Here is a 26,505-nt window from a genome sequence, read left to right as displayed (position 1 = left end):
GGATGAGCAGGCCGACGGCCCGCGGGCCCTCAGCCCTGGCGCGCCAGGTCGGCCGCGCCGACCAGACCGGCCTTGCCGCCGAGCTGGGCGGCGAGCACCTGGGCGTGCGGCCGCCACTGGTTGCCGACCAGCCAGCGGCGGAAGGACTTGCGGATCGGCTCCAGGACCAGTTCGCCCTCGTCCGAGACGCCGCCGCCGACGATGAAGGCGGCCGGGTCGAAGAGCGAGGCGAGGTCGGCGAGGCCGGCGCCGGCCCAGCGGGCCAGCTCACGGAACGAGTCGATGGCGACCGGGTCGCCCTGGCGGGCGGCCTCGCTGACGTGCCGCCCCTGGATGCCCTCGGAGGTGCCGTCGCCGAGCGACAGCAGGATCTCGGCGTTCTCGGGGGTGGCGAAGGCGCGCTGGCGGGCATAGCGCAGCAGGGCGCGGCCGGAGGCGTACTGCTCCCAGCATCCCTGGTTGCCGCAGCCGCAGAGCAGACCGTCGGGCACGACCCGGATGTGCCCGAATTCGGCGGCGACGCCGAAGCGGCCGCGGCGCAGCTTGTTGCCGATGATGATGCCGCCGCCCAGGCCGGTGCCGAGCGTGATGCAGATGACGTCGCTGTGGCCTTGGCCGGCGCCGAACTTGTACTCGCCCCAGGCCGCGGCGTTGGCGTCGTTCTCGACCACCACGGGGAGGCCGACGCGCTGTTCGACCTTGTCCTTGAGCGGTTCGTGACGCCAGTCGATGTTCGGTGCGAACAGGACCGTGGCGCGCTTCTCGTCGACATAGCCGGCGGCACCGATGCCGACGGCCTCGACCTGATGGCCGGCCCCGACGGTCCGCACCGCGTCCGCGATGGCCTCGGTCAGCGCGTCGGTGGCATGCGGAGTCGGAACCTTGCACGTCTCAAGGATCGAGCCCTCTTCGTCGACCACGCCGGCCGCGATCTTCGTGCCGCCGATGTCGACGCCGATGGTGAGTCCCATGTGTCCCTCAGTTTTTCGCTCGAACCCCGCCGGGACCCACCGTACCGGAGGCGGGGGCGCCGACCGTGCCCCTCAAGCGGTGGGCCCGGGCGGCCGCCGGGTGGTGCGAGGCCACAGGGACTCAGTCGAGGTCGATCCGCTCGGTGCCGGTGGGGCCGTCGTCGTCGCGCGGGTCGTCGCCGCGGCGGCCGGCGGGCCCCTCGTCGAGGTCGTCGCGGGTCCAGCGGCGTTCGCCGCTCTCGACGGCGGAACGGTAGGCGGCGAGCAGTTCGGAGCCGGCCGCGGCGAGGTGGTCGAAGAGGTCGGGGTTGCGCTCGATGACCGGCTCGACGGCTGCCTTGGCCTGCTTGAACAGCTGGCTGACGGCACCCTGCGCGGCGATGCCGCCGAGCGCGCCGGGCAGCTGGATGCCGGCAAGCTTGTCGGTCACCGCGTCGGCGAGCTTGCGCAGCTCCTCCGCCGCGCTGCCCGGCTGCGGGCCGTGGGCGGCGCGGTGCCGGACCTTCTCGGCCGCGAGGTCCTCGGCACAGGCCGTCTCCCAGGCGTCGGCATCGGGCTCGGCCCTGCGGTCGGCGGGGCGCTCGGTGGCATCACTCATGAGGAACTCCGTGACTCCTGCGGCGAGGCGGTACGGCGAAGGGGAGCGGGACGGGCACCCCGGGACGGGCACCCCGGGAAGGGGCCCACCCTCGACGGTACCCGAACGGTGGTACCGCGTTCAGTCGCTCTTGGGCCACAGGTCCGGATCGGGGGTGAAGCGGATCTCCAGGGAGCCGTCGCGCAGTCCGGCGCCGGAGACGGTGCAGCGGCGCAGCGCGGAGGGGAGCGTACGGATCCGCCGGAAGCGGCCGACGCTGACCACGATCTCGTCGCCGCGGCGCACCAGGCCGAGGCCCTTGCGTTCGGCGCCGGGCAGCGGCACCCGCCAGACGAGGATGCCGTCGGCGGCCAGCCGGTCCTCGACGGTCCAGGGGTCCGGGCGGGGCCCGTCGTCGGGTCCCGCCGCGCCGATCTCACCGGCCGGCCCGTCGATCAACCCGTCCAGTTCGTCGACGCCCTGCGGGTCGCGGCCCAGGTGCGGCACCTCGTGGACCGGGACGTCGGGGAACTCCTCGCGCAGCGCCTTGAGGGTCGTCTGCTGGCTGCCGGAGAGCGCGGCGAGGAACGGGTCCGCCGAGCCGGTGGGCAGCAGCCGGTTGACGACCAGACCGTCGGTGCGCCGGCCGTGCAGTGCCAGGCCGGCGCGGATGGTGCGCAGGTTGGCGGCGGCGACCGGTCCGGCGTCGGTGACCAGGCGTACGGAGGTGCCGGGGTCGTCGATCGCCCGCTGGACGGCGGCGAGTTCGCTCTCCCAGCGCTGGGCGGCGTCATAGAGCTTCTGGGCCGGCATCGGGACACCGGCGAGCTGGGCGAGCACCGGACGCAGTGCGCGGGCCGCCTGGCGCTCGGGCGGCAGCAGACGGCGCAGATAGCGGCGTACCTGGGCCGGCAGGGCGAGCAGCCGGATCGTTTCGGCGGCCGCGGGCATGTCGACGACGACCGTGTCCCAGTCGCCGGAGGAGTGTTCGGCGCGCAGCGCGTGCAGCAGCGCGAAGTCCTCGGAGCCGGGGAGTTCGGTGAGTTCGTCCTCGTCGAGAGGGCTGGCGCCGAGCAGGTCGAGGGCCGCGCCGGCCCGCTCCTGGAAGGCGAGGAACTCCTGGCGGAAGCGGTCGCCGGGGTCGATGCGCAGGGCGTGCAGGCCCGGCGCTATCGGGGTGGGGGCGTCGGCGCCGAGAGGGGTGCCCAACACCGTCTCCGGGGCGCTGCTCTCGGTGGTGAGCAGGAGAGCCCGCGCGCCCCGGCGGGCGTCGGCCAGGGCGGTCGCGGCGGCGAGCGTGGTGCGGCCCGCGCCGCCGGGGCCCGTGACGAGAACGATGCGCACGCTCAGAGCTTCTTGGCCTCGTCGGCGGACCCGGCCGCATCGGCGGACCCGGCTGTGTCGGCAGGGCCGGCGGCGTGGTCGGCGGGGCCGCTCTCGACGCGCTTCTTCAGCCCGGCCAGCGCACGGTCGATGATGACCTTCTCCGCCTTGCGCTTGATCATCCCGAGCATCGGGATCTTGACGTCGACGGTGAGCTGGTAGGTCACCTCGGTGCGCGCGCCGTTGCCGAGCGCGGCGAGGTGGTAGGAGCCGTCGAGGGCGCGCAGCATCTGCGACTTGACCAGGGACCAGCTGACCTCGTTCTCGCCGGTCCAGGTGTAGGCGAGGGTGTGGTCGTCCTTGATCGCCCCGGCGTCCAGCAGCAGGCGCACCTGCGCGGCGCGGCCGTGGTCGTCCTTGTCGAGGACCTCTGCCTCTTTGACCTCGCCGGTCCATTCCGGATAGCGGTCAAAGTCGGCGATCACTCCCATCACTTCGGCGGGTGCCGCCTCGATCGTGATGCTCGAGCTGGTGTGTTCGGCCATCGCCGTGACTCCTCCATGCCGATTCATGCCGGTCCGCCGACCCTTCCCCGAGCTCTCGGCTCCTCCCCCGCTCTCGCCTTCGCTGGAGCGGGGGCACCCCCATGAGCCGGGGAGACCTCATTGCGCGGTGTCTGTGTGACGTGGTGTCTGTGCTGCTACAGGCTCTGAGGCTACCGCGCGGGAACCTGCGGGCGGACACCAGCAGGCCCGGTACGACGGGGCAGAGCGCCGCCCGGCCGCCCACCCCCGGGTCCGCGCCCCGGGGCCGCCGGTCTCACCACTCCATGACATAGGGCTTCCCGGTCGCATTGAAATGGCCGACATTGACGCATTCCGTGCGCCCGACCCGGACCCGGCGGGCCAGCGGCTGGTGCACATGCCCGAAGAGCGCGTAGCGCGGCCGGGTGGTGCGGAGGGCGTGCAGCAGGGCGGTGCTGCCGCGCTCGAAGCGGCGGGCGACGGTGTCGTAGCAGAGCTCGGGGACGTCCGGCGGGATATGACTGCACAGCACGTCCACCTCGCCGACCGCCTCGACCTTGGCGGCGAACTCCTCGTCGCTGATCTCATATGGGGTGCTCATCGGTGTCGTCAGGCCGCCGCCGACGAAGCCGAAGACCCGGCCGCCGATCTCCACCCGCTGGCCGTCCAGGACGGTGACGCCTTCTCCTGCGTACTCGGGCCACAGGCGCGGGATGTCGACGTTGCCGTAGGTGGCGTACGTGGGGGTGGGGAAGGCCGCGAAGAGTTCGGCGTACTGCTTGCGGACCGCGCCCTCGATGACCGTCTCCCGGCTCGCGCCCGTGGCGTCGAGCTCGCCCCACAGCCGGCGGCCCAGTTCGCGGGCCTCCTCGAAGCGGCGGGCGGTGCGCAGTTCGACCAGCGCGTCGGCGTTTTCGACGCCGAAGAGGTCGGGGAAGATGCCGCGCGAATGGTCGGCGTAATCGAGGAAGAGAACCAGGTCGCCGAGGCAGAGCAGGGCGTCGGCGCCGGTTCCGGCCGCCGCGAGGTCCCGGCTGTTGCCGTGTACGTCACTGACCACATGCACACGCATGGCGTCACCCTAGATCGCGCGGGCGGGCGCGGGGAGGGGGGCCGGCACCTCGGGTTACTTTCGGGTCACCGACCCGCTGGTCTAGTCTGCGCGGGAAAAGTACCCCATGGCGTGTGCTGCAGCGTGTGACGCATCGAACATCTGGCCATCCCCCCTATCCCCAATGCAATACCCATGGGTAACGTCCGGGCAGTCCAATCCCCCTTGCATGATCATGGACCGCCGTCGGTGTACACACAGCGTCGTGGCGCCGGCGCTTTTGAGGAGCAGCAGTCTTGCGCGAGTTCAGCCTTCCGGCCCTGTACGAGGTCCCCGCGGACGGCAATCTGACGGATCTTATCCGCCGAAATGCCGCGCAGCACCCGGATGTTGCCGTCATGGGACGCAAGGTGAACGGCGGGTGGCAGGACGTCACCGCCGCCACCTTCCTCGCCGAGGTCCGCGCCGCCGCCAAAGGTCTGATCGCTTCGGGCGTCCGACCCGGCGACCGGGTCGGCCTGATGTCGCGCACCCGCTACGAGTGGACGCTGCTGGACTTTGCCATCTGGAGCGCGGGCGCCGTCACCGTCCCCGTGTACGAGACCAGTTCGGCCGAACAGATCCAGTGGATCCTCGGTGACTCCGGCGCGGTGGCCTGCCTGGTGGAGTCCCCCACCCACGAGGCGACCGTCGAATCGGTCCGCGACCGGCTGCCGGAGCTGGAGAACATCTGGCAGATCGAGCGGGACGCCATCGCGCGGCTGCGGGCCGCGGGCGCCGGTGTCTCCGATGAAGAGGTGGATGCGCGCAGCGCGCTCGCCGACGCGGACTCGCCGGCCACCATCGTCTACACCTCCGGCACCACCGGCCGCCCCAAGGGCTGTGTGCTCAGCCACCGCAGCTTCTTCGCCGAGTGCGGCAACATCGTCGAACGGCTGCGTCCGCTGTTCCGTACCGGCGACTCCTCGGTGCTGCTCTTCCTCCCCATCGCGCACGTCTTCGGCCGGCTGGTGCAGGTCGCCGCGGTGATGGCACCCATCAAGCTCGGCCACGCCCCCGACATCAAGAACCTCACCGACGACCTCGCCTCCTTCCGTCCGACGCTGGTCCTGGGCGTGCCCCGGGTCTTCGAGAAGGTCTACAACTCGGCGCGGGCCAAGGCGCAGGCCGACGGCAAGGGCAAGGTCTTCGACAAGGCGGCGGACGTCGCGATCGCCTACAGCCGCGCGCTGGACACCCCCGAGGGCCCGGCGCTCGGCCTGAAGCTGAAGTACAAGGTCTTCGACCGGCTGGTCTTCAGCAAGCTGCGCGCCGTCCTCGGCGGCCGCGCCACCCACGCCATCTCCGGCGGCGCCCCGCTCGGTGAGCGCCTCGGCCACTTCTACCGCGGCATCGGCTTCACCGCCCTGGAGGGCTACGGCCTGACGGAGTCCTGTGCGGCCACCGCCTTCAACCCCTGGGACCGGCAGAAGATCGGCACCGTGGGCCAGCCGCTGCCCGGTTCGGTCGTGCGGATCGCCGACGACGGCGAGGTGCTGCTGCACGGCGAGCACCTGTTCACCGAGTACTGGAACAACCCGTCGGCCACCAAGGAGGCGCTGTCCGACGGCTGGTTCCACACCGGCGACATCGGCACCCTCGACGAGGACGGCTACCTCGCCATCACCGGCCGCAAGAAGGAAATACTGGTCACCGCGGGCGGCAAGAACGTCGCCCCCGCCGTGATCGAGGACCGTATCCGGGCGCACGCCCTGATCGCCGAGTGCATGGTCGTCGGCGACGGCCGGCCGTTCATCGGCGCGCTTATCACCCTCGACGAGGAGTTCCTGCCCCGCTGGGCCGAGGAGCACGGCCACCCCGCCGATGTGACACCGGCTCGGATCGCCGAGGACCCGGAGCTGCTGGCCGCCGTCCAGCGCGCCGTCGACGACGGCAACGCGGCCGTCTCCAAGGCCGAGTCGGTGCGCAAGTTCCGTATCCTGCCGACCCAGTTCACCGAGGAGTCGGGCCATGTCACGCCGTCGCTGAAGCTCAAGCGGAACGTGGTGGCCAAGGATTTCGCGGAGGAGATCGAGGCGATTTACCGCGCGTAGGGGGTGTCCCCCGAGCTGTCCGGGCCCGGTCCGGTACCGCGGTGATCCGCCGTCGTGGCTGCGCGCCACGGCGGCGGATTTTCGTTGCCCGGGACGCCGTCCGCCCGCGCCGCACCGGCGGCCGGTCCGGGCGGATGCCTTCGGGTGGCGCCTAGAGCAGTTCCTTCAGCCGTTCCGCCAGCAGGTCCCAGCGCCACTTCTCCTCCACCCAGGCGCGGCCGCGTGCGCCCATGGTGCGGCGCAGGTCCGGGTCCTGGAGCAGGGTGACGATGCGGTCCGCGGTGGGGGCCGGGGAACCGCCGGGGACGACCCAGCCCGTCTCGCCGTCCAGGACCGCGTCGGGGGCGCCGCCCGAATCGCCCGCCACCACGGGGAGTCCGGTGGCGGAGGCCTCCAGGTAGACGATGCCGAGGCCCTCGACGTCCAGCCCGCCGCGGCGGGTGCGGCAGGGCATCGCGAAGACGTCGCCGGCGCCGAAGTGGGCCGGCAGCTCCTCCCAGGGGACCGCGCCGGTGAAGCGCACCGCGTCCCCGACCCCCTTCTCCTGGGCCAGCGCGTGCAGCTCCTTCTCGTACGGGCCGCCGCCGACGATCAGCAGGACGGCATCGGGCACCGCGGAGACGATGGCCGGCATCGCCTCGATCAGGGTGTCCTGGCCCTTGCGCGGGACGAGCCGCGAGACACAGACCACCACCGGCCGGCCGGTGAGCCCGAGCGCGGCCCGCACGGCGTCGCCCCCCGAGCCGGGGTGGAAGGTCTTCTCGTCCACACCGGGCGGGAGTTGGACCATCCGCCGCGCGGCTTGCGGGGTGAGCGCACCGGCGATCCGCGAGCGGGTGTACTCGCCCAGGTAGGTGAGCGTGTCGGTGCCTTCCCCGATCCGGCGCAGCAACTGCCGGGCGGCCGGCAGCTGCGCCCAGCCCGCCTCGTGGCCGTGCGTGGTCGCCACGATGCGGCGGGCACCGGCCGAGCGGAGCGCCGGCGCCATCAGCCCGAGCGGCGCCGCCGCGCCGAACCACACCGAGGAGCAGCCGTGTTCGCGCAGCAGCCCGGTGGCCCGCCGGGTCACCCCCGGGGTCGGCAACAGCATCGTCGTACGGTCGCGTACCACCGGGAACGGCTGCTCGGCGTCGAAGGCGGCGGTGGCCGCGAGACCCTCCGCGCCGCGCTTCCAGGTCGAGGCGTAGACGACGACCTGGGAGGGGTCCAGCCGCAGCGCCATACTGTGCAGGAAGGCCTGGATGCCGCCGGGCCGGGGCGGGAAGTCGTTCGTGACGATCAAGGTCTTGTGCACGATGGTCTCTCGGCGGTCGGTCTCAGCAGTCGGTCTCGGCGGTTCCGGCCCGACAGTACCGGTCGGCGACCGGCCGGGGGCGGCCCGCCCCGCCACGCCCGTCCTCCTCTACGGTGGCGACCGGCCGCGACCGGCCGCTACCGGCATCATGCAGGCAGCGGGCACGAGCGGGCCTCGGTGCGCAGGGCACCGGCCCACGGGGCCGCAGGCGGCGCCGGAGGCGACGGCCGACGGAGCGATGAGGTGACGATGAGCAGCATCGGCGGAGCGCGCGGGGTGTGGCTCCCGGTCGCGGCCTGGGCCGTGACCCGGGCCGTGATCCTGCTGTGCGTACTGAGGGTGCTGGTGCTGCCCGGGCCGGATGTCACCACCGATGTCTCGGTGATCTATCAGAACTGGTCCGAGGTCCTGAAGACCGGCACCTTCCCGCTGGCCGATGTGACCTGGCAGTACCCGCCGGCCGCCGCGCTGGCGATCCTCTCCCCCGGTCTGCTGCCGTTCCTGGACTACGCCCCCGCGTTCTTCACCCTGATCCTGCTCACGGACGCGGCGGCGCTGGCGCTCTTCCTGCGGGCCGGCCGGCGGCCGGGCCATCGCCCGGCGGGGGCCTGGGTGTGGATCGCGGGCGTGGCGCTGCTGGGTCCGACCGCGTACGCCCGCTACGACCTGATGGTCGCCGCCGTGGCCGCCGCCGCGCTGTTCGCGGCCGCCCGCCGGCCCCGGGTGGCGGGCGCGCTGGTCGCCTTCGGTGCGCTGCTGAAGGTCTGGCCCGTCCTGCTGCTGACGGGGGCGGCGGTGCGCGGGCGCCGGGCACGTGCGCTGTGGTGGAGCGCGGCCGGCACCGCGGCTGCGCTGACCCTGTTCTTCGTGGCCGCCGCACCGGGCGCGCTGGCGTTCCTCACCTTCCAGCGCGACCGCGGGACGGAGGTCGAATCGCTCGGCGCGCTGGTCTTCCATATCGCCCGGCACTACGGGTGGGACGGCCAGGTACTGCTGCACTACGGCTCACTGGAGTTCCTCGGACCGGGCGTCCCGCTCGTCAGCACCCTGGCGCTCACCCTGAGCCTCGCCGCCGTGGGCTGGCTGTTCCTGTGGCGGCTGCACGCCCGGGAGCCGGGCCCCACGACGCCGAGCGACGCCGCCTTCACCGCCACTTTGCTGTTCACGACCACCAGCCGCGTCATCAGCCCGCAGTACATGCTCTGGCTGGTGGGGCTCGCCGCGGTGTGTGTGACGGTCCGGGCCGGCCGGCAGACGCTGCCGGCCGTGCTGGTCCTGCCGGCCACCGGGCTCACCCAGCTGGAGTTCCCCGTCTGGTTCGCACACATCGTGGCGAGCGACCTTCCGGCCGTCGTGCTGCTGGCCGTGCGCAACGGCCTGCTGGTCGCCGCGTCGCTGCTCGCCTGCCACCGGCTGTGGGTCTCCACGCGGGGCAGCGGGCCCGGGCGTACGGGGCCGCTCGGCGTGGTACGCGCACGCCGGCCGGTCGGCGAGACCACCGCCGCTCCCCCACGGCTCACCGGCTCCGCCCCGCAGACGCCGGCGGACGGGTCGCCGTCACCGGGACGCTGAGCCCCGGCCCTCACCGCCGCAGCTGTGCCTTCACATAAGCCCGCCACTGCCGGGTGAACTCCGCGAGGCCGAGGCCCAGTTGGGAGCGCAGGGCGCGGTCCGTCCGGTCGGCGTGAGCCGGCGGCCGGTGTCCGGGGCCGGCGGCCGGTGAGGCCGGACGGGAGCCCGCGGCGACCGCCGTGGCCGCCTCCATCGGCGCCCCTGCACTCCCCGACGAGACCCGTAGCGCGCTCTTGCCCGCCGCCCGGTAGAAGGCGATCAGTTTGCCCTCGCCCCACTTGGCGGCGATCATCCGGCACGCCAGCCAGCTGCCCTCGTAGGCCTTGGCCAGCCGGTCGGCGCCGGCCTTGAACCCGAAGTCCGCGTCGGTCGGCAGGTGGCCGGGGACCTTGCCCCGGGCGACCGCGCGGGTGAGTTCGGGGGCGGTGGCGGCGGGCTTGCGGTGGCTGCCCCGGTAGGCGACCCAGTCGGCGAAGCCCTCCGAGAGCCACAGCGGGGTCGCCGCCGTGGTGGCCGTGCGGGTGGCGACATGGGTGGTCTCGTGGGTGAGGACCACTGTGCGGCCCAGGTCGTTGAGCTCCTCGTAGGCTTCGGGGTTGATGATCACGCGGTCCGCGGGCGCGGGCGCGGAGACGCCCGCCTCCCCCGTGGTGACCGCCGCGATCCCCGCGTAGCCGGACGCATCGTCGCTGCCCATCAGCTGCGCCATCCGCTCGACCGAATCCGGCGCCTCCACCACGACCTTCTGCGACCACTTCCCCTTCCAGGCGGCCGACACCGCGGGCACCGCCCGGTCCACCCGGTGCGCCAGATCCTGCAGCCGCGCCAGATGCGCGGCGTCGCCCAGGACCAGGCCGTACCGGCCGCGGACCAGCCGCACCGGTCCCTGGTCCCACAGCTGACGGGTGCCGCTCTTGCCCGCCGCCGCGCCATCGGTGTCGGAGGAGATCAGCCAGCGGCCGTCCCGCCGGGTCAGGGTGAGGTACTGGACGGCGTGCACCGGCGAGGTGTCATAGCCCTTGAAGCGGTAGCGCAGCTGCACCTTCGCGGCCAGGTGCGCGTCGGATTCGCCGGCCGCGAGCGGGAAGGCGCCGGTCGCGTCGAGCTCGTAGTGCCAGTCGGCCAGCGGCACGCCTGCCAGGTGGGCGAACATCGTGCGCTGACGGTCCCGGTAGCCGGTGGCCCGCGGGTCGACGGTGGCCAGGAAGCCCGCCGCGTCCCGCCGCTGGACGGCCCGCGCACGGGTGTCGAGCATCCGCTGGACGTCCGGGTAGCGCGCCGGGGTGGAGTTCGTGGGCGCACAGCCGGTCAGCGGGACGAGCAGCGCGAGGAGCAGGGCGGCACAGCCCGCCGCCCCGGCCCGCGACAGCCGTCGCCCCGCCCACTGGTATGACATGCGGACGATCGTAGATCCGGCCCGGCCGGGGCAAAAACGCTGCGTTCCGCCTCAGGGCCTGGTGATGGACGAGATCGGCATCATCCCGACGGGGTCGTAGCGGACCCGTGCCCCGGGATAGGGCGCATGGACCACTTGGCCGTTGCCGACGTACATCCCGACGTGGCTGCCGTCCGAGCGGTAGATGACCAGGTCACCGGGCTGCGCCTGGCTGAGCGGCACCTGCCGGCCGGCGCCGCGCTGCGCCTGCGAGGTACGCGGGAGGGAGACGCCGGCCCGCCCGTAGGCCCATTGGGTGAGTCCGGAGCAGTCGAAGGACGCGGGGCCGTTGCCTCCCCATGCGTAGGGCCGGCCGACCGCGGCGCGCACCGCGGCGACGGCCGCGGCGGCCCGCCCGGAGGCCGGTACGGCCCCCCGCAGGTCCGGGACCGCCTCATGGCGCCCGTCGCTCCGGGCGGCCCGGGCGTAGGCCTCCCTGGCGTCCCTGGGGAGCGCGTTCAGCAGCCGCCGCGCAGTGGCCAGCTTGCGCTGGACGTCCTTCTTGTGGCGCGCGACGTCCTTGCGGCCGGCCTCCAGCTCCGCCAGCTTCCGTACGGTCTCCCTGCGCTGCTGCTCCAGGGAGCGCTGTGCGGCCCTCAGCCCGCGCAGCTCGCGCGCCTGGCCGGCGCCCAGCCGGTCGAGGGCGGAGGCCTTCTCCAGGTAGGTGTCGGGCCGTTCGGAGAGCATCAGCCGGACCGTGGGGTCCATCCCGCCGGCCCGGTACTGCGCGGCCGCCAGCGCGCCCAGCCTGCCGCGCATCCGGTTGACCCGCTCCTGAGCGCGGGCGGTGCGGTCCTGGAGGGCCGCCACCTGGCCGCGCAGCTTCTTGGTCCGTGCGTCCGCGCCGTTGAACTTCTCGGTGGCCCGCTCCGCCTGTTCGTAGAGGTGGTCGACCCGCGAGGCCGCCGCATCGCGGCCGGCGGCGCGGCCGGCCGGGTCGGCGAAGGCCTGCGGTGCCGACAGCGCGGCGGCCGCGGCCGTCAGGGCGGCCGACACCGCGGTGACCCCGGCGAGGGTGGTCCGGCCTTGCTGCGAGGTACGGCGGTGGGACGCCACGAGAGCCGAACTCCTTCCGATGGGGGTACCCCCTGCTTGAGCGCAGCCGAGAACTCGGGGGAAGCCCCTACCGCCCCGGGAGGACGGTCGGTGAACCGGAAGCTGCGAGGGCAGACAGTACGGCGCCGGTGCGATCCGGCCAAAGCCGTCTTTTCGCCCGCAAAAAGCCGCCCCGCCGGTGACTGTGCAGGTCACCGGCGGGGCGGTAAGTCAGCGGCCGAGGCCGCAATTCGCCCGTTCGGGCGGCAGGTTGAGAGGGTTGTGAGGCTTGTCAGACTCGCACGCCGAACGCGAACGGCATGTTGCCGATCGGCTCGTAGCGCACGGCGGCACCGGGCTTCGGCGCATGCAGCACCTGACCGTTGCCCGCATAGAGACCGATGTGGTGCAGGTCGCTGTAGAAGAGCACCAGATCGCCGGGCTTGAGAGCGCTCTGCGAGCCGATCCGGGTACCGGCGTTGGCCTGTGCCTGCGAGGTACGCGGGATCGACTGGCCGGCCTGCTGGTAGGCCCAGGAGGTCAGCCCCGAGCAGTCGAAGGAGGACGGGCCGGTGGCGCCCCAGACGTACGGCGAACCTATCTTGGACTGGGCGGCGGACAGGGCGGCCGCGCCGCGCTGCGAAGCCGGCACGTCATCGCCGAGGTTGACCCGCGAGTTGCTGCGGTTGGCGCGGTTCTCCTCGGCCTGCATGGCCGCCCGCTCCTTGGCCGTCATCTTGTTGAGCAGCTGCTGCGCCTCGGCCAGCTTGCCCTTGATCTCGTCCTTCTTGTCACCGAGCGCCTTACGGGTCTCGGAAAGGTCCTTGATCTTGGCCGAGGCCTCCGCGCGCTCCTGGGCGAGCCGGCGCTGCTTGTCCGCGACGGTCTTGAGCTGGTCGGCCTGCTTGCCGCTCAACTGGTCGAGGGTGGCGGCCTTTTCGAGGTAGGTGTCCGGGTCGCCGGAGAGGAACAGCTGGACCGAGGGGTCGATGCTGCCGCTGCGGTACTGGCCGGAGGCGACGGCGCCGAGGCCCTTGCGCATCTGGTTGAGGTCACCCTGGCCGCGGGCGACCTTGTCCTGGAGGTCGTCGACCTCCTTCTGGAGCTTGTCCTGCTGCTCCTTGACCCCGTCGTACTTCTCGGTGGCCTGCTCGGCCTCGTTGTACAGCTTGTCGACCTCGGACTTGACGTCCTTCTTCGACTGATGGGGGTCGGCCTGGGCGGCCTGGGACGAAAGGGCGACGGCCGCCGCGGCGGTGGCGGTGAGCACGGTCACGCGAGTACGGCTCGGCTGCTTGGGTCGACGGTGGGACGCCACGGGGGCGAGCTCCTTCTTCCTCCAGCCGCCTACCGGGAAGTGGGGGGGGTGAGACCCCGGCTCCGCGTGAACGCCGCGGACTCGGCGGTACCTCCACGGTTCATCCCGGTTGGATGATCAGATTCATGGAGGTTCGGGCCTGACCTTAGTAACCGAGCTGTGATCGCTTCAAATCCTCAGGCAAAAATTCTGCGCCACCAGCCCCATCCTTTACCAACATCACACAGCCTGTGAGCGTCAATTGACGCTCAGAGACGGTTCGTCGGCGATTTCGGGGTTTCCGGTGGGGCGGCCGCGGGCAGGGCGTCAGGTCCGGGCAAGTCTCTTGAGGAGCAGGGCCGATGCCACCGGCCGCGCCCCGGCCTTCGCCACCCCGTCGGCCACTTCCCGGTCCGTGGAGACCACGACGACCGGTCGGCCGGGCGGTTCGGCCCGAACCAGTTGACGAATCAGTTCATCGGCCGTTACGCCCGGTTTGCTGAACAGGACCCGGACTCCGCGCGGCGGTGCGAGCAGCACCGGCGCCGCCAGCTCCGCGCCGTCGAAGACACAGGTCATCTCCGCACCGGTCTGCGCCGCCAGCACCGCGAGGCCGCCCAGCAGGCGCAGCCGCTGCTTGTCGAGCGGCATGGTCGGATAGCCGGTTTTGGTGACGTTGTAGCCATCCACCACCAAATGCGCCTGCGGCAGCGCCAGAAGCTGGTCGAGCAGCGCCGGGTCCATCTCCGACAGCGCCCGCGTCGCGATGTCCTTGGGCGTCATCCGTCCCGGCGCGACCGCCTCGACGGTGTCCGCCGGATGGACGCTGGCCGGCGGCAGCGCCAGTTCGCGGCGCAGCCCCTGCGCCGCGTCCAGGACCGTGTCGAGCAGCAGCCGCAGCCGCATGTCCTCGACGCTGCGGCCCTCGCGGGCGGAGCGCCGGCTGGTCTCCAACGCCGTCTCCGCCTCGGCGATCCGGGCCTTGAGCCGGCGCACCTCACTGTCCGCGGCGGTCTTCTCCGTGGCCGCCCGGTCCCGAACGTCCGTCATGGCGGCCTCGGCCTTGCGCACCGCGGCCTCACCCCGCTTGACGTCGCTCAGCGCGCTGCGCAGCTTGCGCCGCAGCGACTCGTTCTCCTTGCGGACGGCGTCCAGGTCCACCCGGATCCGGTCGGCTTCCGTGCGGGCCTCGCCGCGCGCCTGCGCCAGCTCCTCGCGCAGCCTGGTCAGTTCGCGTTCGGCCTCCTCGCCGGCCCGCTCGGCGCGCGCCCGCTGCGCCTCCTCACCGGCCGCCGCGACGAGCTTGACCCAGCCTTCGGGGCGCAGCACATAGGCGGCCGCCGCGACATCGAGCGGATCCGCGGCCGCGGGCGGGGTGCCGTGCTCCAGCGCCGCGGCGAGCTCCGACTGCGCCTCGCGCAGCTTGCCCGCGATCCGCTGCCGGAAGACCGCGTCGCTCTCCAGCGCCGCGGCCATCGCATTTCCGGCGAATTTGGCCCGACGAGTCGGGGTGAACCGGGCGTACTGCCGCAGCGGGGGCGGGAGTTCGGCGAGGGTCAGCGCGCCGAACGACTCCGCGGTGAGCGCCACGACCCGGCGCCGCACGCCCTCGGGCAGCGGACGGTCGAGCACATCGTCGGCCGCACTCTCCGGTGCGTCGTCACGCTGGGCCCCCGGCTCCCCCTCTGGACGGTCCACCACGGCTGCATCGCTCCGATCTCAGGCGTTCGCGCCCGGACGGTCGACCAGCTCGATCTGGTCGACCGCGTTGCACCAGCGGCAGCGCACGGACTCGATGCTCTCACTGAGGACCTCGCGCTCCTCCACCGTCGGCGCCCCGGCCAGGTCAAGGTGGACGTACTCCACGACCTTGGACCGGCGGGTCACGTCGAACCGCGTGAGGTTGCCGCACAGCGTGCAGCGCCACCGGGTCCCGTCCGTCGGCAGGGGAACAGCCATCGTGTCGTCCTCTTTCGTGCTCATCGGTGTCGTGCTGCTGCGCGGTTCACGCGGTGCGCCGTCGGATCGCGGAAGTACGCAAAGTACTGCCTGTAACCCTACGGCCTGATGGGGTGGCGGTGCGGGCCCGCCCAGGTGCCGGGACGCGGCGAGGCACTCTGTCCCGATTGCCCGCATTGGGTCATGATCACCTCATGACGGCGCCGGCCCCCTCACCCCGCTCTCCCCGCTCGTCCGGTCTCCTCCCCCGCCCTCCGCACCCCACGCGGTCGCTGGCCGCGGTGTGCTCGCGGATGACGAATGTGCTGATCGGCCTGTGCTGCGCGGTCTTCGTGCTCGGCCCCGCCTCGGGCCTGAACCGGATATACGGCACCGGCGAGGCCCTGCTCAAGGCCCAGACCGCGTATTTCGAGCGGTGGGGCGTGATCCCACTGGAGCTGTGGAGCGGTTCGCTACGGGCGCTGATCACCCCGCTCACCGCCTTGTTCGTGCACGGCAGCTGGCTGCACCTGCTCGGCAATGCGCTGTTCCTCTACGTCTTCGGCGCCATGACCGAAGCACGTATGGGCAGGCTGCCGTTCACCGCCTTCTACCTCATCATCGGCTACCTGGCGCTGCTCGGCTACGCGGCCGCCCACGCCACCTCGGGGCAGACCCTGGTGGGCGCCTCCGGCTCGATCTCCGGCATCCTCGGCGCCTTCCTCTTCCTGTTCCCCACGGCCCGGGTCACCAGCGTCTTCCCGTTCCTCTTCTTCCTGCCGCTGCGCTTTCCCGCCTGGATCGTGCTGCTGTTCTGGTTCGTCCTGCAGTGGCAGGCCGCGCAGGACGACCCCCGCGGTCCCGGCGTCGCCTACCTCGCCCATGTCATCGGCTTCGCACTCGGCTTCCTGTACGCCTGGGCCCGCTACCGGAGGGATAGTGTGGGGGCCACCAGGGGAGATGACCGGGCGACCAAGGGAGAGAGCCAGCCGTGATCACGTCGATCGTGCTCATCAAGACCAACGTGGACCAGATCCCGGAGATCGCCGAGAAGATCGCCGCGCTGGAAGGGGTCAGCGAGGTCTACTCGGTCACCGGGGCCCACGACCTGATCGCCATGGTGCGGGTCGCCGCCCACGACGACCTCGCGGACGTCATCCCCGGCCGCATCAGCAAGGTCCCCGGCGTCGCCTCCACGGAGACGCATATTGCGTTCCGCACGTATTCGCAGCATGACCTTGAGGCTGCGTTTGCGATTGGGCTCGACGCGTAGCGTTTTCTTTTCTTCCCACGTTTTCGGCTTCCCACCGTGGGGGGTCTCGCCGTTTTGCGCCCGCTTCGCGGTGCGCCGGCCGTTGCGCCTGCGGCGGGCGGGTCCGCTGCGCGGGGCCCGTCCGCTGCGCTTTACCTCGGCCCATTTTTGGCTTTCCCTCCGTGGAGGCTGCTCGCCGCTGCGCCTGGCGGCGGGCCGGGTCCGCTGCGCGGGGCCGTTCCGCTGCGCTTTGCCTCGGCCCGTTTTTGGCCTGCTCGCCGTTGCTCCCCCACTGCCTAAGGGGCGTGGGAGGTACCCCCAGCGGCGGGCGGGGTCCGCTGCGCGGGGCGGTGGGTGCGGTGACGGGCCTCCGGGGCAGGGGTGTGGGACTGCTTCGCTTTACGTCCCACACCCCTGCCCCTCCGACCCGTCCCCTCCCGTGGGTGAGTAAGTGAACGTGGGTGGGGGCGGGCGTCGATCACAGCCCACTCCCTCCCCCCATGCCATGGCTCTTTCCCTGTGCCATGGCGATTCCCTGTGCCCACGGCCATTTCCCCACGTCCACGACGCGCATCGGACCAGCCACACTCACCCCCACCGGCCTCCTTCCCACCCCCCCAACGGGAGGGGACGGGCCGGAGCGGGTGGGTGTCCGGACGTAAAGCGAAGCAGTCCGGACACCCACCCGCGCAGGCCCGTCACCGCACCCCAACAGCCCCGCGCAGCGGACCCGCCCCGCGCAGCGGCAACACCCGCCGCCAGGCGCAGGCGCGAAAGCCGAAAACGAGCCGAGGCCAAGCGCAGCGAACCCCGCCCGCCGCCAGGCGAAACGGCGGGAAAGCCAAAAACGTGGGCCAGAGGCAAAGCGCAGCGGACCGGCGAGCAACCCCCACGGCGCCGCAGACAAAAAACGTGGGATTCAAACCGCGCTTCGCGCGGGCACGCAACGGCCGTCCTCCGTGTGGTAGTTCCAACGGGCGCCGTTCGTGACCAGTTCCCTGACCGCGCGGAGGAAGCGGTCGACATGCTCATCAGGCGTTCCCACGCCAAGGCTGACGCGGATGGCGTTCAGGGAGCGCTCGCCGGGGGCCGCCTCCGGGGCGCCGCACTCTCCCGGGTCCTGCGGTTCGCTGCCCAGGAGGGTGCGGACGAGGGGGTGTGCGCAGAACAGGCCGTCGCGGACGCCGATGCCGTACTCCGCCGAGAGCGCCGCGGCGAAGTGCGAGCTGTTCCAGCCCTCGACGACGAAGGAGAAGACGCCCACCCGCGCCGCGTCCTCGCCGAAGAGCGAGAGCACGTTCACCTCGGGCACCTCGGCCAGGCCCTCCCGGACCCGGGTGATCAGCGCCTGCTCGCGGGCGGCCAGGTCCTCGAAACCGGCCTCGGTCAGGGCCTGGCAGGCCGAGGCGATGGCGTAGGCGCCGATGACGTTGGGCGAACCGGCCTCGTGACGGGCGGCGGTGGTGTGCCACTCGACGTCCACCCCGCCGTCCGTGCGCCGGGAGACCTTGCGGCTGGCGCCGCCGCCGGCCAGATACGGGGCGGCGTCCTGCAGCCAGTCCGCGCGGCCGGCCAGCACACCGGCGCCGAACGGGGCGTAGAGCTTGTGGCCGGAGAAGGCGACCCAGTCGACGTCCAGCTCCGTGATGTTCACCGGGTGGTGCGGGACGAGCTGCGCCGCGTCCAGCACGATCCGCGCGCCGTGCGCATGCGCGGCGGCCGCCAGCTCGCGCACCGGCCACAGCTCACCGGTCACGTTCGACGCACCGGTCACACAGACCAGCGCCGGGCCGTACGGGTCGCGCTCGGCCAGCGCCTTCTCCAGGGTGTCCACCGCCTGCTGCGGGGTGCGCGGCGCGTTGAGGTAGGTGACGGTGACGTCCGCGCGCTGCTCCCACGGCAGCAGCGAGGCGTGGTGCTCGGTCTCGAAGACGAACACCCGGGTGTCCTGCGGGAGGACGGAGGCGAGCAGGTTCAGGGAGTCCGTGGTCGAGCGGGTGAAGACCACCTGATCCTCGTCTCCGCACCCCAGGAACTCCGCGATGGTCCGGCGGCTGTTCTCGAAGAGGTCGGTGGAGAGCTGCGAGAGGTACCCGGCGCCGCGGTGCACGCTGCCGTAGTACGGGGCGTAGGCCGCCACGTCGTCCCAGACCCGCTGCAGCGCGGGGGCGCTGGCGGCGTAGTCCAGCGCGGCGTAGTCGACTTCGCCGCCGGTCACCAGCGGGACGCGGACGTCCCGGCCGAGGACGGGCAGCGGGGCACAGACGGAGCGGTCGGCGGCAACGGCGGAAACGGACATGGCGAACTCCCGTAAGAAGTAAGTGAATTCGCTGCGGGGCAGAGCGCGTCAGGTGCGCGCAGGGCGCACGGCGCGGCGCCGCAGCGGAAAGAAAAAGGGGATGCGGGAAAGGGGCCGTCGAGCCCTATCGCATTCGCTGATTCACGGAAGTTCTCCCTCGGGGACCAGGATCCCTGGCGAGGGATCCGCGCTTGCCGCAGACCTCGCTGCCTACGGCCTGGTCATCACCCGGGGCACCCCGCCACGGAAGGAGGGTTGCCGGACAGCGGGCCGGGGCCTGCATCGCTGTCACTCGTGACCTGCGCAGAATCATGCCATACGGGCAACATCACGCAAGCCCCGGTCCGGATGGCGGAACGGGGCTTGCGTCACACTCTGCGTCACCGGGCGCTCAGGTGTTGCTGGCGGTCACCCAGCGCTCCAGCGCCTGCCGGGCCGCCCCGGAGTCGATCGCGGCGGCGGCCCTGTCGATCCCGGCCCGGATCTGCTGCGCCAGTGGGGCGTCGGAGGGCTCCAGCGCGACCAGCGCCGCCGCGGAGTTCAGCAGTACCGCATCGCGCACCGGACCGGTCTCCCCGTCCAGCACCCGACGGGCCACCTCCGCGTTGTACGACGCGTCGGCGCCGCGCAGCGCCTCCACCGGCACCAGGTCGATGCCCACGTCGCGCGGGTCGAAGGCCTCCTCGCGCACCGTGCCGTCCCGGACGATCCAGACCCGGGAGGTCGCGGTGGTGGTCAGCTCGTCCAGGCCGTCGTCGCCCCGGAAGACCAGCGCCGAGGAGCCGCGCTCGGCGAGCACCCCGGCCAGGATCGGCGCCATCCGGGCGTCCGCGACTCCGGTCGCCTGGGCGCGGACCTTCGCGGGGTTGGTCAGCGGGCCCAGCACGTTGAACGTCGTACGGATGCCGAGCTGGCCCCGGGCGTTGGCGACGTGCCGCAGCGCGGGGTGGAACTTCACCGCGAAGCAGAAGGTGATGCCCGCTTCCCGGGCGACCTCGGTGACCCGCTGCGGGGTGAGGTCGAGATTGACGCCGAGCTTCTCCAGCACGTCGGAGGCGCCGCTGGCCGAGGACGCCGCGCGGTTGCCGTGCTTGACGACCCTGGCTCCGGTGCCGGCCACCACGATCGAGGACATCGTGGAGATGTTGACGGTCTTGGCGCCGTCGCCGCCGGTGCCGACGATGTCCACGCTCGGTCCCGGCACCTCGATCAGCCGGGCGTGCTCGTACATGGTCCGGACCAGCCCGGAGATCTCGGCGACGGTCTCGCCCTTGGCCCGCAGCGCCACCGCGAAGCCGGCGATCTGGGCGTCGCCCGCCTCTCCCCGCATGATCTTGTCCATCGCCCAGGCGGTGTCCTCCGCGGCGAGGTCACGGCCGTCGAGCAGGGCGTTGAGGATGCCCGGCCAGGTGTGGGCCGCCACGCTGTCGCCGCCGAGGGGGGTCGCAACGTTCATGGTCCACACTCCTGATTTGTCTCCTGCTTGTGCGTTCACCCTATCGAGCCGCCGGGCACGCCGGAGGGCCCCGTCCGGTGCTGAGACGGGGCCCTCTGGGTGGCGTACTCCTACGGTGCGCTACGAGGCGCCGAGGTGATCAGTGGTGGCCGTGGCCGCTCGTGATCTCCTTGTACTCCTCGACCGTGGGCTTGGCGATGACGTTGTCCTCGCCGTAGTAGCTCTTGGAGAGCTTGGCGCGCAGCTTCTGCGAGCGCGAGAGCTTGCGCTCCACGCCGTTCTCGTCGACCTCCGGGCCCAGTTCGAGCGGCGCGGGCTGCTCGTGCTGGGTGAGCACGTGCAGCTGCTCCTGGTCGAGCGGCTCGTGGACCTCGATGAACTCACCGTGCGGCAGGCGCTTGATGATGCCGGACTCGCGTCCGTGCAGCACCTTGTCCTTGTCACGGCGCTGCAGACCCAGGCAGATCCGCTTGGTGGCGATGAAGCCCAGCACCGGCCCGACGAAGAACGCGATCCGGACGAACCAGGTGATCGAGTTGATCGAGAGGTGGAAGTGGGTGGCCCACAGGTCGTTGCCGCCACCGATCAGCATCACGAAGTACGCGATCAGCCAGGCGACGCCGAAGCCGGTACGGGTCGGGACGTTGCGCGGGCGGTCCAGGATGTGGTGCTCGCGCTTGTCGCCCTTGACCCAGGACTCGACGAACGGGTAAACGGCGATCGCGACCAGGACCAGCGGGAAGATCAGGATCGGGATCAGCACACCGAAGTTGACGGTGTGGCCCCAGAAGTTCCACTCCCAGCCCGGCATGACACGCACCAGACCCTCGGCGAAGCCCATGTACCAGTCGGGCTGGGCGCCGGTGGAGACCTGGTCGGGCCGGTAGGGGCCGATCGCCCACACCGGGTTGATGCTGGCGACCGCGGCGATCGCGGCGATCACACCGAAGACCAGGAAGAAGAAGCCTCCGGCCTTGGCCATGTAGACCGGCAGCAGCGGCATGCCCACGACGTTGTTGTTGGTCTTGCCGGCACCCGGGAACTGGGTGTGCTTGTGGTAGAAGACCAGGATCAGGTGCGCCACCAGCAGGCCGAGCATGATGCCCGGCAGCAGCAGGACGTGCACCGTGAAGAACCGCGGGATGATGTCGTGCCCCGGGAACTCCCCGCCGAAGATGAAGAACTGCAGGTACGAACCGACCAGCGGCATCGCCAGGATGACGCCCTCGATGAACCGCACACCGGTGCCGGAGAGCAGGTCGTCGGGGAGCGAGTAGCCGGTGAAGCCGGTGAACATGCCCAGCACGAACAGCAGGAAGCCGAACAGCCAGTTGACCTCGCGCGGCTTGCGGAAGGCGCCGGTGAAGAACACCCGCATCATGTGGACCATCATCGCGGCCAGGAAGACCAGCGCGGCCCAGTGGTGGATCTGGCGGATGAGCAGGCCGCCGCGCACGTCGAAGCTGATGTCCAGCGTCGACTCGAAGGCCTGGGTCATCCGGATTCCCTGCATGGGCACATAGGAACCGTGATAGGTCACCTCGGCCATGCTCGGGTGGAAGAACAGCGTCAGATAGACACCGGTCAGGATGATGATGATGAAGCTGTAGAGCGCGACCTCACCCAGCATGAAGGACCAGTGGTCCGGGAAGATCTTGCGCATGTTGGACTTGGCCAGGCTGTAGATGCCCAGTCGGCCGTCCGCCCAGTCCGCGATCCGCTCGCCCCGTGGCGCCGGGCCACGGCGTGTGCTGGTCGCGGTTGTCTCGTTACTCATCCGCGCTCCCAGAAACTCGGGCCGACGGGCTCCTCGAAGCCGCTTGCGGCCTCCAGGAAGCCGTCCTTCTCCGTGATGTGCAGCTGCGGCAGGGCGTGTCCGGCCGGACCGAAGATCACCCGACCGCCGTCAGAGAGGTCGAACGTCGACTGGTGGCACGGGCAGAGCACGTGGTGCGTCTGCTGCTCGTACAGGCTGATCGGGCAACCCACGTGGGTGCAGATCTTCGAGTACGCCACGATGCCCTCGTGCGACCAGGACAGCTCGTGCTTGTCCTTGATGTCCTGCGGCTGGATCCGCACGAGCATCAGGGCGTCCTTGGCGATCTTCTCGGCGAACTCCTCGTCGTTCTCCTCCAGGCCCTCGGGCTTGGCGAACGTCAGGGAGCCGACCGCGATGTCCTCGGGACGCAGCGGGAGGTTGGTGGACTGGTTGACGAGCCGGACGCCCCTCTTCCAGTTCGTGGTGCGCAGCTTGTTCCCGGGCAGCGGGCCGAGGTCACGCAGCAGGACGACACCGGAGAGCGGCACCAGCGCCAGCGCACCGAACATCGTGTTGCGGACCAGCTTGCGGCGGCCGATCTGCGACTCCTTCGCACCCTGTGCGAAGTCCGCCATGACCTTGGCCTTGACCTCCGGGGCCGCCTCGATCGGGTGGCGCTCGTCGGCGACCTCCTCGTCGGACATCAGCGTGCGGGCCCAGTGGACCGCGCCGGCGCCGATGCAGAAGAGGGCCGCACCGAGGGTCAGACCCAGCGCGAAGTTCAGCGCGCTGATGTGACCGATCGGCCAGATGTAGACGATCTTGTCGATCGGGATCGCCACGTACGAGGCGATGAAGCCGACCGTGGCGATCATCGACACCACGAAGAGCAGCGCCACGGTGCGCTCGGAGCGCCTGGCGGCCCCCTCGTCGATGTCCTGGGCGCGGTGCTCGTGGGGCGGCAGGCCCGGGTCGGCGAACGGGTTCTCCGCCGTGGCCACCGCTCCTTCGTGAGCCGTCTCCCGCTCACTGGGAAGGGTTTCTTCTGGCACGTCTTCGTGTCGTCCAGTCTCGCTCATGACTTCTTGGCCTTCGTAGTCCGGGCTGCGACCCAGATGGCGACCGCGATCAGCGCGCCCAGGCCGAAGATGTAGCCGAAGAGACCCTCACTGACCGGACCGAGACCGCCGAGGTCGAGGCCGCCGGGGCTCTCGGAATCATCGCCGTTGACGGCGCCGAGGTACGCGATGATGTCCTTCTTGTTCTCCTTCGACAGCGAGCCGTCACCGAAGGAGGGCATGTTCTGCGGGCCGGTCTCCATGGCCTCGTAGATGTGCTTCGGGTCCACGCCTTCGAGCGTCGGTGCGAACTTGCCGTCGGTCAGGGCGCCGCCCTTACCGGTGAAGTTGTGGCACTGCGCGCAGTTGGTGCGGAACAGCTCGCCGCCCTTGCCGATGTCGGCACCGTTGGCGCTGTACTGCTCCTTGGACGGCACGCTCGGGCCGGGGCCCAGCGACGCGACATAGGCCGCGAGCTGGTCGATCTGGGCGTTGGTGTAGATGTTCTTCTTCCGCGGCACCTGGGCGCCGGGCTGCTGGGCCGGCATCCGGCCGGTGCCCACCTGGAAGTCCACGGCTGCGGCGCCGACGCCGACCAGGCTCGGACCGTCGGAGGTGCCCTGACCGCCGGTGCCGTGGCAGCTGGCGCAGCCCACGGCGAAGAGCTTCTTGCCCTCCTTGACGGCAAGAGACTGGGCGGTGTCATCGGCCTGAGCCTTGTCCGCCGGCGCGAACGCGGCGTACAGCCCCCCAGTGACCGCCAGCGCGAAGAGTAGGACGACGAGCGCCGCCAGCGGATGGCGCCGTCGTGCGGAGAGCTTTTTCACGGATTACCCCGGTGTCAGGATCTTCTGCGTCGATGCTTTGGCTATGTCTGTCTGATATGCGGTACCGGTCGGACCGGTTACCGGATCAGGTAGATCGTGGCGAAGAGGCCGATCCAGACGACATCGACGAAGTGCCAGTAGTAGGACACGACGATGGCCGCGGTGGCCTGCGTGTGGGTGAACCTCTTGGCCGCGTACGTCCTGCCCAGGACCAGCAGGAAGGCGATCAGACCGCCCGTCACATGCAGTCCGTGGAAGCCGGTGGTCAGGTAGAACACCGAGCCGTACGGGCCGGACGAGAGCGACAGGCCCTCGTGCTTGACCAGCTCCGTGTACTCGAAGACCTGACCGCCGATGAAGATCGCACCCATGATGAAGGTGACCACGAACCAGGCCCGGAGCTTCTTGACATCGCCACGCTCGGCCGCGAAAACGCCGAGCTGGCAGGTCAGAGAGCTGAGCACCAGGATCGTGGTGTTGGTCGCGGAGAACGGAAGATTCAGCGCACTGGCGGATTCCTTCCAATACTCGGATCCGGTCACCGAACGAAGGGTGAAGTACATCGCGAAGAGGGCCGCGAAGAACATCAGCTCGGAACTCAGCCAGATGATGGTTCCGACGCTGGTGAGGTTCGGCCGATTGACCGACGGGTGCGCGTGCCCGGTTTCTACTGTCGTTGCTGTCGCCACGACCGACATTATGTCGGTCGCTTATCCCGCCCTCACTCCGGGGGGTGCCGTTCGGTGTGTCAAGGACGTATGCCCTGCTCGTACGGCCCAATTTCGAAGGTCGCCCGAAGGGGGGACGTACCGGGTGGCCGACGACCGCCGGCCCCGCCGGAGCCGGTCCTGACGGCCCGTCGGGCAGATCTTGGATCCGCTCAACCCCTCCTGCGGACACCCGCCGCGGGAGTAGCATCCGCCCCACCCGATGCTGTGCCGCTACGAAGCGTGGAGGAACGATGCAGGCGACTGCCACGGTGCTGGTCTACAGCGACAACGCAGGCACCCGCGAGCAGGTCCGGCTGGCGGCCGGCCGACGCCCCGCCGCCGATGTCCCGGAGATCGAGATCCTGGAGTGCGCCACCGCGCCCGCCGTCCTCACGGCCCTGGAGCAGGGCGGCATCGACGTCTGCGTGCTGGACGGCGAGACCGCACCCGCGGGCGGGATGGGCGTCTGCCGGCAGATCAAGGACGAGATCTTCCGGTGCCCGCCGGTGCTGCTGCTGATCGGCCGCCCCCAGGACGCCTGGCTGGCGACCTGGAGCCGGGCGGATGCCGCGGTGACGCATCCGCTGGACCCGGTGGCCTTCGCGGACGCCCTGGCCGGCCTGCTGCGCCGCAGGAACCTCGTACAGGCCTGAGCGGCCGCTGGGCGGCGTCAGAACTTCGGGCGCAGCCGGGCGTCGTCGGCGGGGTTCTGGACGCGCCCGGCGGCTCCTGTGGTCGTGTCGGCCTTGCTCTTGAGCGCGCTGCCCTCGCGCCATTCCTGCCAGGGCATGTTCCAGTCGCCGAAGCCGTTGTCGAAGGGCGTCATGGTGTCGCCGCCGCTGTTGACGACCTTGACGATGTCACCGACCCGCACGGTGTTGAAGAACCACTGGGCGTTGCTGGTGGACATGCCCGTACAGCCGTGGCTGACGTTCGCCGCGCCCTGTGATCCGACGGACCAGGGTGCGGCGTGGACGTACTCACCGCTCCAGGTCACCCGGGTGGCCCAGTGGACCGGCAGGTCGTAGGAGTCCCCGCTCCCGGCGGCGATGCCGACCGTCGAGCTGCGCATCCGTACGAAGCTCTCCTTGCCGAGGACGACCTTGACGCCGTTGCGGGTGGAGAAGCCGGGCTTGCCGGTGGTGACCGGGATGGTGTTGATCGACTCACCGTTGCGCAGCACCGTCATCTGGTGCGTCGCCGCGTCGGTGATGGCCTCCACGCGGTCACCGGTGGTGAGCTTCACCGGCTTGGACGGGCCTCCGTAGAGCCCCTTGGCGACCTTCAGGCCCGCCAGATTGCTGTGCACCGAGATGGTGGCGTGCGCGGGCCAGTACTCCTTGGGGCGGAAGTGCAGCTTCTTGTCGTCCACCCAGTGCCAGGCGCCCTGGACCCGCGGCATGGAGTCGACCTTCAGGGCGCTCTCCACGATGGCCCGGGCCTTCTGGTCCTTGACCGGCTGGCTCAGTTCCGCGGTGACCGGCTGACCGACGCCGTACTCACCCTCCTTCGGGCCGAACGTGGCGGTCAACTGGCCGTCGGCGTCCCGGGTGTTGACCACGAGCGTCTTACGGCCGGGCGAACCGTCCTCCTCCTCGGTGCTCACCCGCACCGTGTAGCGGCTGCCGGCGGCCAGTGGCGCCGTGGTGCGCCAGTGCCTGCCGTCGGCGCTCAGCTCGCCGCGCACGAAGCGTCCGGTGGTATCGGTGGCGGTCACGTCGGTGATCCGCGCGTCGTCCCCCTTGACGGACACCTCCAGCGGCTTGTCGGGGTCCGCTTTCTTGGTGCCGTCCGGGGTGTTGGCCGTGATCTGGCCGGCCGCGTCGTAGGGAGTGCCGGAGAGCGTTTCCGAATCCGAGCCCCCGCACGCGGTGGCGCTCACCGCAAGGGGCACGAGCAGGAGGCCGCAGCTCAGCACCGTCCGGGTTCGAGGTCTGTGACTCATGCCCCAAAAATATGAAGAATCACCTGTCCCAGCGCGCTGGAGGACTGCAAACGGGTCTGCTCCCGGCCTCCAAACGAGGCGGGCCCGGA

At 71.1% G+C, this 26,505-nt stretch carries 23 protein-coding genes and 1 riboswitch; of the genes, 5 read left to right on the top strand and 18 right to left on the bottom strand.

All coding sequences use genetic code 11. The annotated features are described in order from the left end of the window. Positions 1–29 precede the first annotated feature (29 nt). The 5 genes from ACF088_RS33135 to ACF088_RS33115 form a co-directional block, all read right to left on the bottom strand. Entirely contained in the window at positions 30–971 is a 942-nt protein-coding gene (locus tag ACF088_RS33135; protein ID WP_392379577.1) for an ROK family glucokinase, read from the bottom strand. Between the two features lie 121 nt (positions 972–1,092). Further along, entirely contained in the window at positions 1,093–1,569 is a 477-nt protein-coding gene (locus ACF088_RS33130; RefSeq protein WP_392379576.1) for a DUF5304 domain-containing protein, read from the bottom strand. A gap of 120 nt (positions 1,570–1,689) precedes the next feature. Continuing rightward, the gene (locus ACF088_RS33125; RefSeq protein ID WP_392379575.1) at positions 1,690–2,892 is read right to left on the bottom strand and encodes an ArsA family ATPase; all 1,203 of its coding nucleotides are present in this window, start codon (positions 2,890–2,892) and stop codon (positions 1,690–1,692) included. Between the two features lie 2 nt (positions 2,893–2,894). Continuing rightward, positions 2,895–3,416 (bottom strand): SRPBCC family protein, encoded by a 522-nt coding sequence (locus ACF088_RS33120; protein ID WP_392379574.1) that lies wholly within the window; start codon positions 3,414–3,416, stop codon positions 2,895–2,897. 274 nt (positions 3,417–3,690) lie between these two features. Then, positions 3,691–4,467 carry a metallophosphoesterase gene (locus ACF088_RS33115; RefSeq protein ID WP_392379573.1) on the bottom strand — a complete coding sequence of 259 codons (777 nt, stop codon included), beginning with the start codon at positions 4,465–4,467 and terminating at the stop codon, positions 3,691–3,693. Positions 4,468–4,742: 275 nt separating this feature from the next. Here ACF088_RS33115 and ACF088_RS33110 point away from each other — a divergent pair, with 275 nt between their 5' ends. Continuing rightward, complete coding sequence (locus ACF088_RS33110) at positions 4,743–6,539, top strand: AMP-dependent synthetase/ligase (protein ID WP_392379572.1); 1,797 nt, start codon at positions 4,743–4,745, stop codon at positions 6,537–6,539. A gap of 151 nt (positions 6,540–6,690) precedes the next feature. On the opposite strand, the gene ACF088_RS33105 is transcribed toward ACF088_RS33110, so the two are convergent. Further along, on the bottom strand, positions 6,691–7,833 hold the full coding sequence (locus ACF088_RS33105; protein ID WP_392379571.1) for a glycosyltransferase family 4 protein: 1,143 nt from the start codon (positions 7,831–7,833) through the stop codon (positions 6,691–6,693). Positions 7,834–8,082: 249 nt separating this feature from the next. Between ACF088_RS33105 and ACF088_RS33100 the strand changes: the two genes are divergently transcribed. Continuing rightward, positions 8,083–9,405, top strand: a complete 1,323-nt coding sequence (locus ACF088_RS33100; RefSeq protein ID WP_392379570.1) for a glycosyltransferase 87 family protein — start codon at positions 8,083–8,085, stop codon at positions 9,403–9,405. Positions 9,406–9,415: 10 nt separating this feature from the next. Here the strand turns inward: ACF088_RS33100 and ACF088_RS33095 are convergent, their stop codons facing one another. The 5 genes from ACF088_RS33095 to ACF088_RS33075 all read right to left on the bottom strand — a co-directional run bounded on the left by ACF088_RS33095 (position 9,416) and on the right by ACF088_RS33075 (position 15,131). Continuing rightward, positions 9,416–10,801, bottom strand: a complete 1,386-nt coding sequence (locus ACF088_RS33095) for a hypothetical protein (RefSeq protein ID WP_392379569.1) — start codon at positions 10,799–10,801, stop codon at positions 9,416–9,418. Between the two features lie 51 nt (positions 10,802–10,852). Further along, entirely contained in the window at positions 10,853–11,896 is a 1,044-nt protein-coding gene (locus ACF088_RS33090; RefSeq protein ID WP_392379568.1) for an NlpC/P60 family protein, read from the bottom strand. Between the two features lie 271 nt (positions 11,897–12,167). Next, positions 12,168–13,193, bottom strand: a complete 1,026-nt coding sequence (locus ACF088_RS33085; protein WP_392379567.1) for an NlpC/P60 family protein — start codon at positions 13,191–13,193, stop codon at positions 12,168–12,170. Between the two features lie 306 nt (positions 13,194–13,499). Continuing rightward, positions 13,500–14,873 (bottom strand): NYN domain-containing protein, encoded by a 1,374-nt coding sequence (locus ACF088_RS33080; protein ID WP_392379566.1) that lies wholly within the window; start codon positions 14,871–14,873, stop codon positions 13,500–13,502. A gap of 18 nt (positions 14,874–14,891) precedes the next feature. Then, positions 14,892–15,131, bottom strand: coding sequence for a hypothetical protein (locus ACF088_RS33075; RefSeq protein ID WP_030086623.1), 240 nt, complete (start codon positions 15,129–15,131; stop codon positions 14,892–14,894). A gap of 293 nt (positions 15,132–15,424) precedes the next feature. On the opposite strand from ACF088_RS33075, the gene ACF088_RS33070 reads away from it, so the two are divergent. Next, positions 15,425–16,105, top strand: a complete 681-nt coding sequence (locus ACF088_RS33070) for a rhomboid family intramembrane serine protease (RefSeq protein WP_392379565.1) — start codon at positions 15,425–15,427, stop codon at positions 16,103–16,105. Beyond that, positions 16,102–16,383, top strand: coding sequence for an Lrp/AsnC family transcriptional regulator (locus ACF088_RS33065; RefSeq protein ID WP_086716532.1), 282 nt, complete (start codon positions 16,102–16,104; stop codon positions 16,381–16,383). Before ACF088_RS33070 ends, ACF088_RS33065 begins: the two co-directional genes overlap by 4 nt. An 898-nt stretch (positions 16,384–17,281) precedes the next feature. Here the strand turns inward: ACF088_RS33065 and ACF088_RS33060 are convergent. From ACF088_RS33060 to ACF088_RS33035, 6 genes are all read right to left on the bottom strand, one after another. Further along, positions 17,282–18,661: an aminotransferase class V-fold PLP-dependent enzyme gene (locus ACF088_RS33060; protein WP_392379564.1), complete on the bottom strand. Its 1,380-nt coding sequence runs from the start codon at positions 18,659–18,661 to the stop codon at positions 17,282–17,284. Positions 18,662–18,843: 182 nt separating this feature from the next. Next, positions 18,844–18,961, bottom strand: a riboswitch (SAM riboswitch). A gap of 91 nt (positions 18,962–19,052) precedes the next feature. Next, a complete protein-coding gene (gene trpD / locus ACF088_RS33055) occupies positions 19,053–20,117 on the bottom strand; it encodes an anthranilate phosphoribosyltransferase (RefSeq protein ID WP_392379563.1) in 1,065 nt (354 codons plus the stop codon). Between the two features lie 139 nt (positions 20,118–20,256). Further along, complete coding sequence (locus ACF088_RS33050) at positions 20,257–21,894, bottom strand: cytochrome bc complex cytochrome b subunit (RefSeq protein WP_392379562.1); 1,638 nt, start codon at positions 21,892–21,894, stop codon at positions 20,257–20,259. After that, positions 21,891–22,955 (bottom strand): Rieske 2Fe-2S domain-containing protein, encoded by a 1,065-nt coding sequence (locus ACF088_RS33045; protein ID WP_392379561.1) that lies wholly within the window; start codon positions 22,953–22,955, stop codon positions 21,891–21,893. Before ACF088_RS33045 ends, ACF088_RS33050 begins: the two co-directional genes overlap by 4 nt. Next, a complete protein-coding gene (locus ACF088_RS33040) occupies positions 22,952–23,761 on the bottom strand; it encodes a c-type cytochrome (protein WP_392379560.1) in 810 nt (269 codons plus the stop codon). The genes ACF088_RS33045 and ACF088_RS33040 overlap by 4 nt, the downstream gene beginning before the upstream one ends. 77 nt (positions 23,762–23,838) lie before the next feature. After that, the gene (locus ACF088_RS33035) at positions 23,839–24,459 is read right to left on the bottom strand and encodes a heme-copper oxidase subunit III (protein WP_086717031.1); all 621 of its coding nucleotides are present in this window, start codon (positions 24,457–24,459) and stop codon (positions 23,839–23,841) included. 263 nt (positions 24,460–24,722) lie between these two features. Between ACF088_RS33035 and ACF088_RS33030 the strand changes: the two genes are divergently transcribed. Continuing rightward, complete coding sequence (locus ACF088_RS33030) at positions 24,723–25,124, top strand: hypothetical protein (RefSeq protein WP_392379559.1); 402 nt, start codon at positions 24,723–24,725, stop codon at positions 25,122–25,124. Between the two features lie 17 nt (positions 25,125–25,141). Here the strand turns inward: ACF088_RS33030 and ACF088_RS33025 are convergent, their stop codons facing one another. Beyond that, positions 25,142–26,416, bottom strand: coding sequence for an Ig-like domain-containing protein (locus tag ACF088_RS33025; protein ID WP_392379558.1), 1,275 nt, complete (start codon positions 26,414–26,416; stop codon positions 25,142–25,144). Positions 26,417–26,505: the final 89 nt, after the last annotated feature.

It is taken from the genome of Streptomyces sp. NPDC015125, from assembly GCF_043080045.1.
Lineage (GTDB): Bacteria > Actinomycetota > Actinomycetes > Streptomycetales > Streptomycetaceae > Streptomyces.
The sequence above is the reverse complement of the archived record's forward strand: the minus strand, read 5'-3'. Positions and strand labels throughout refer to the sequence as shown.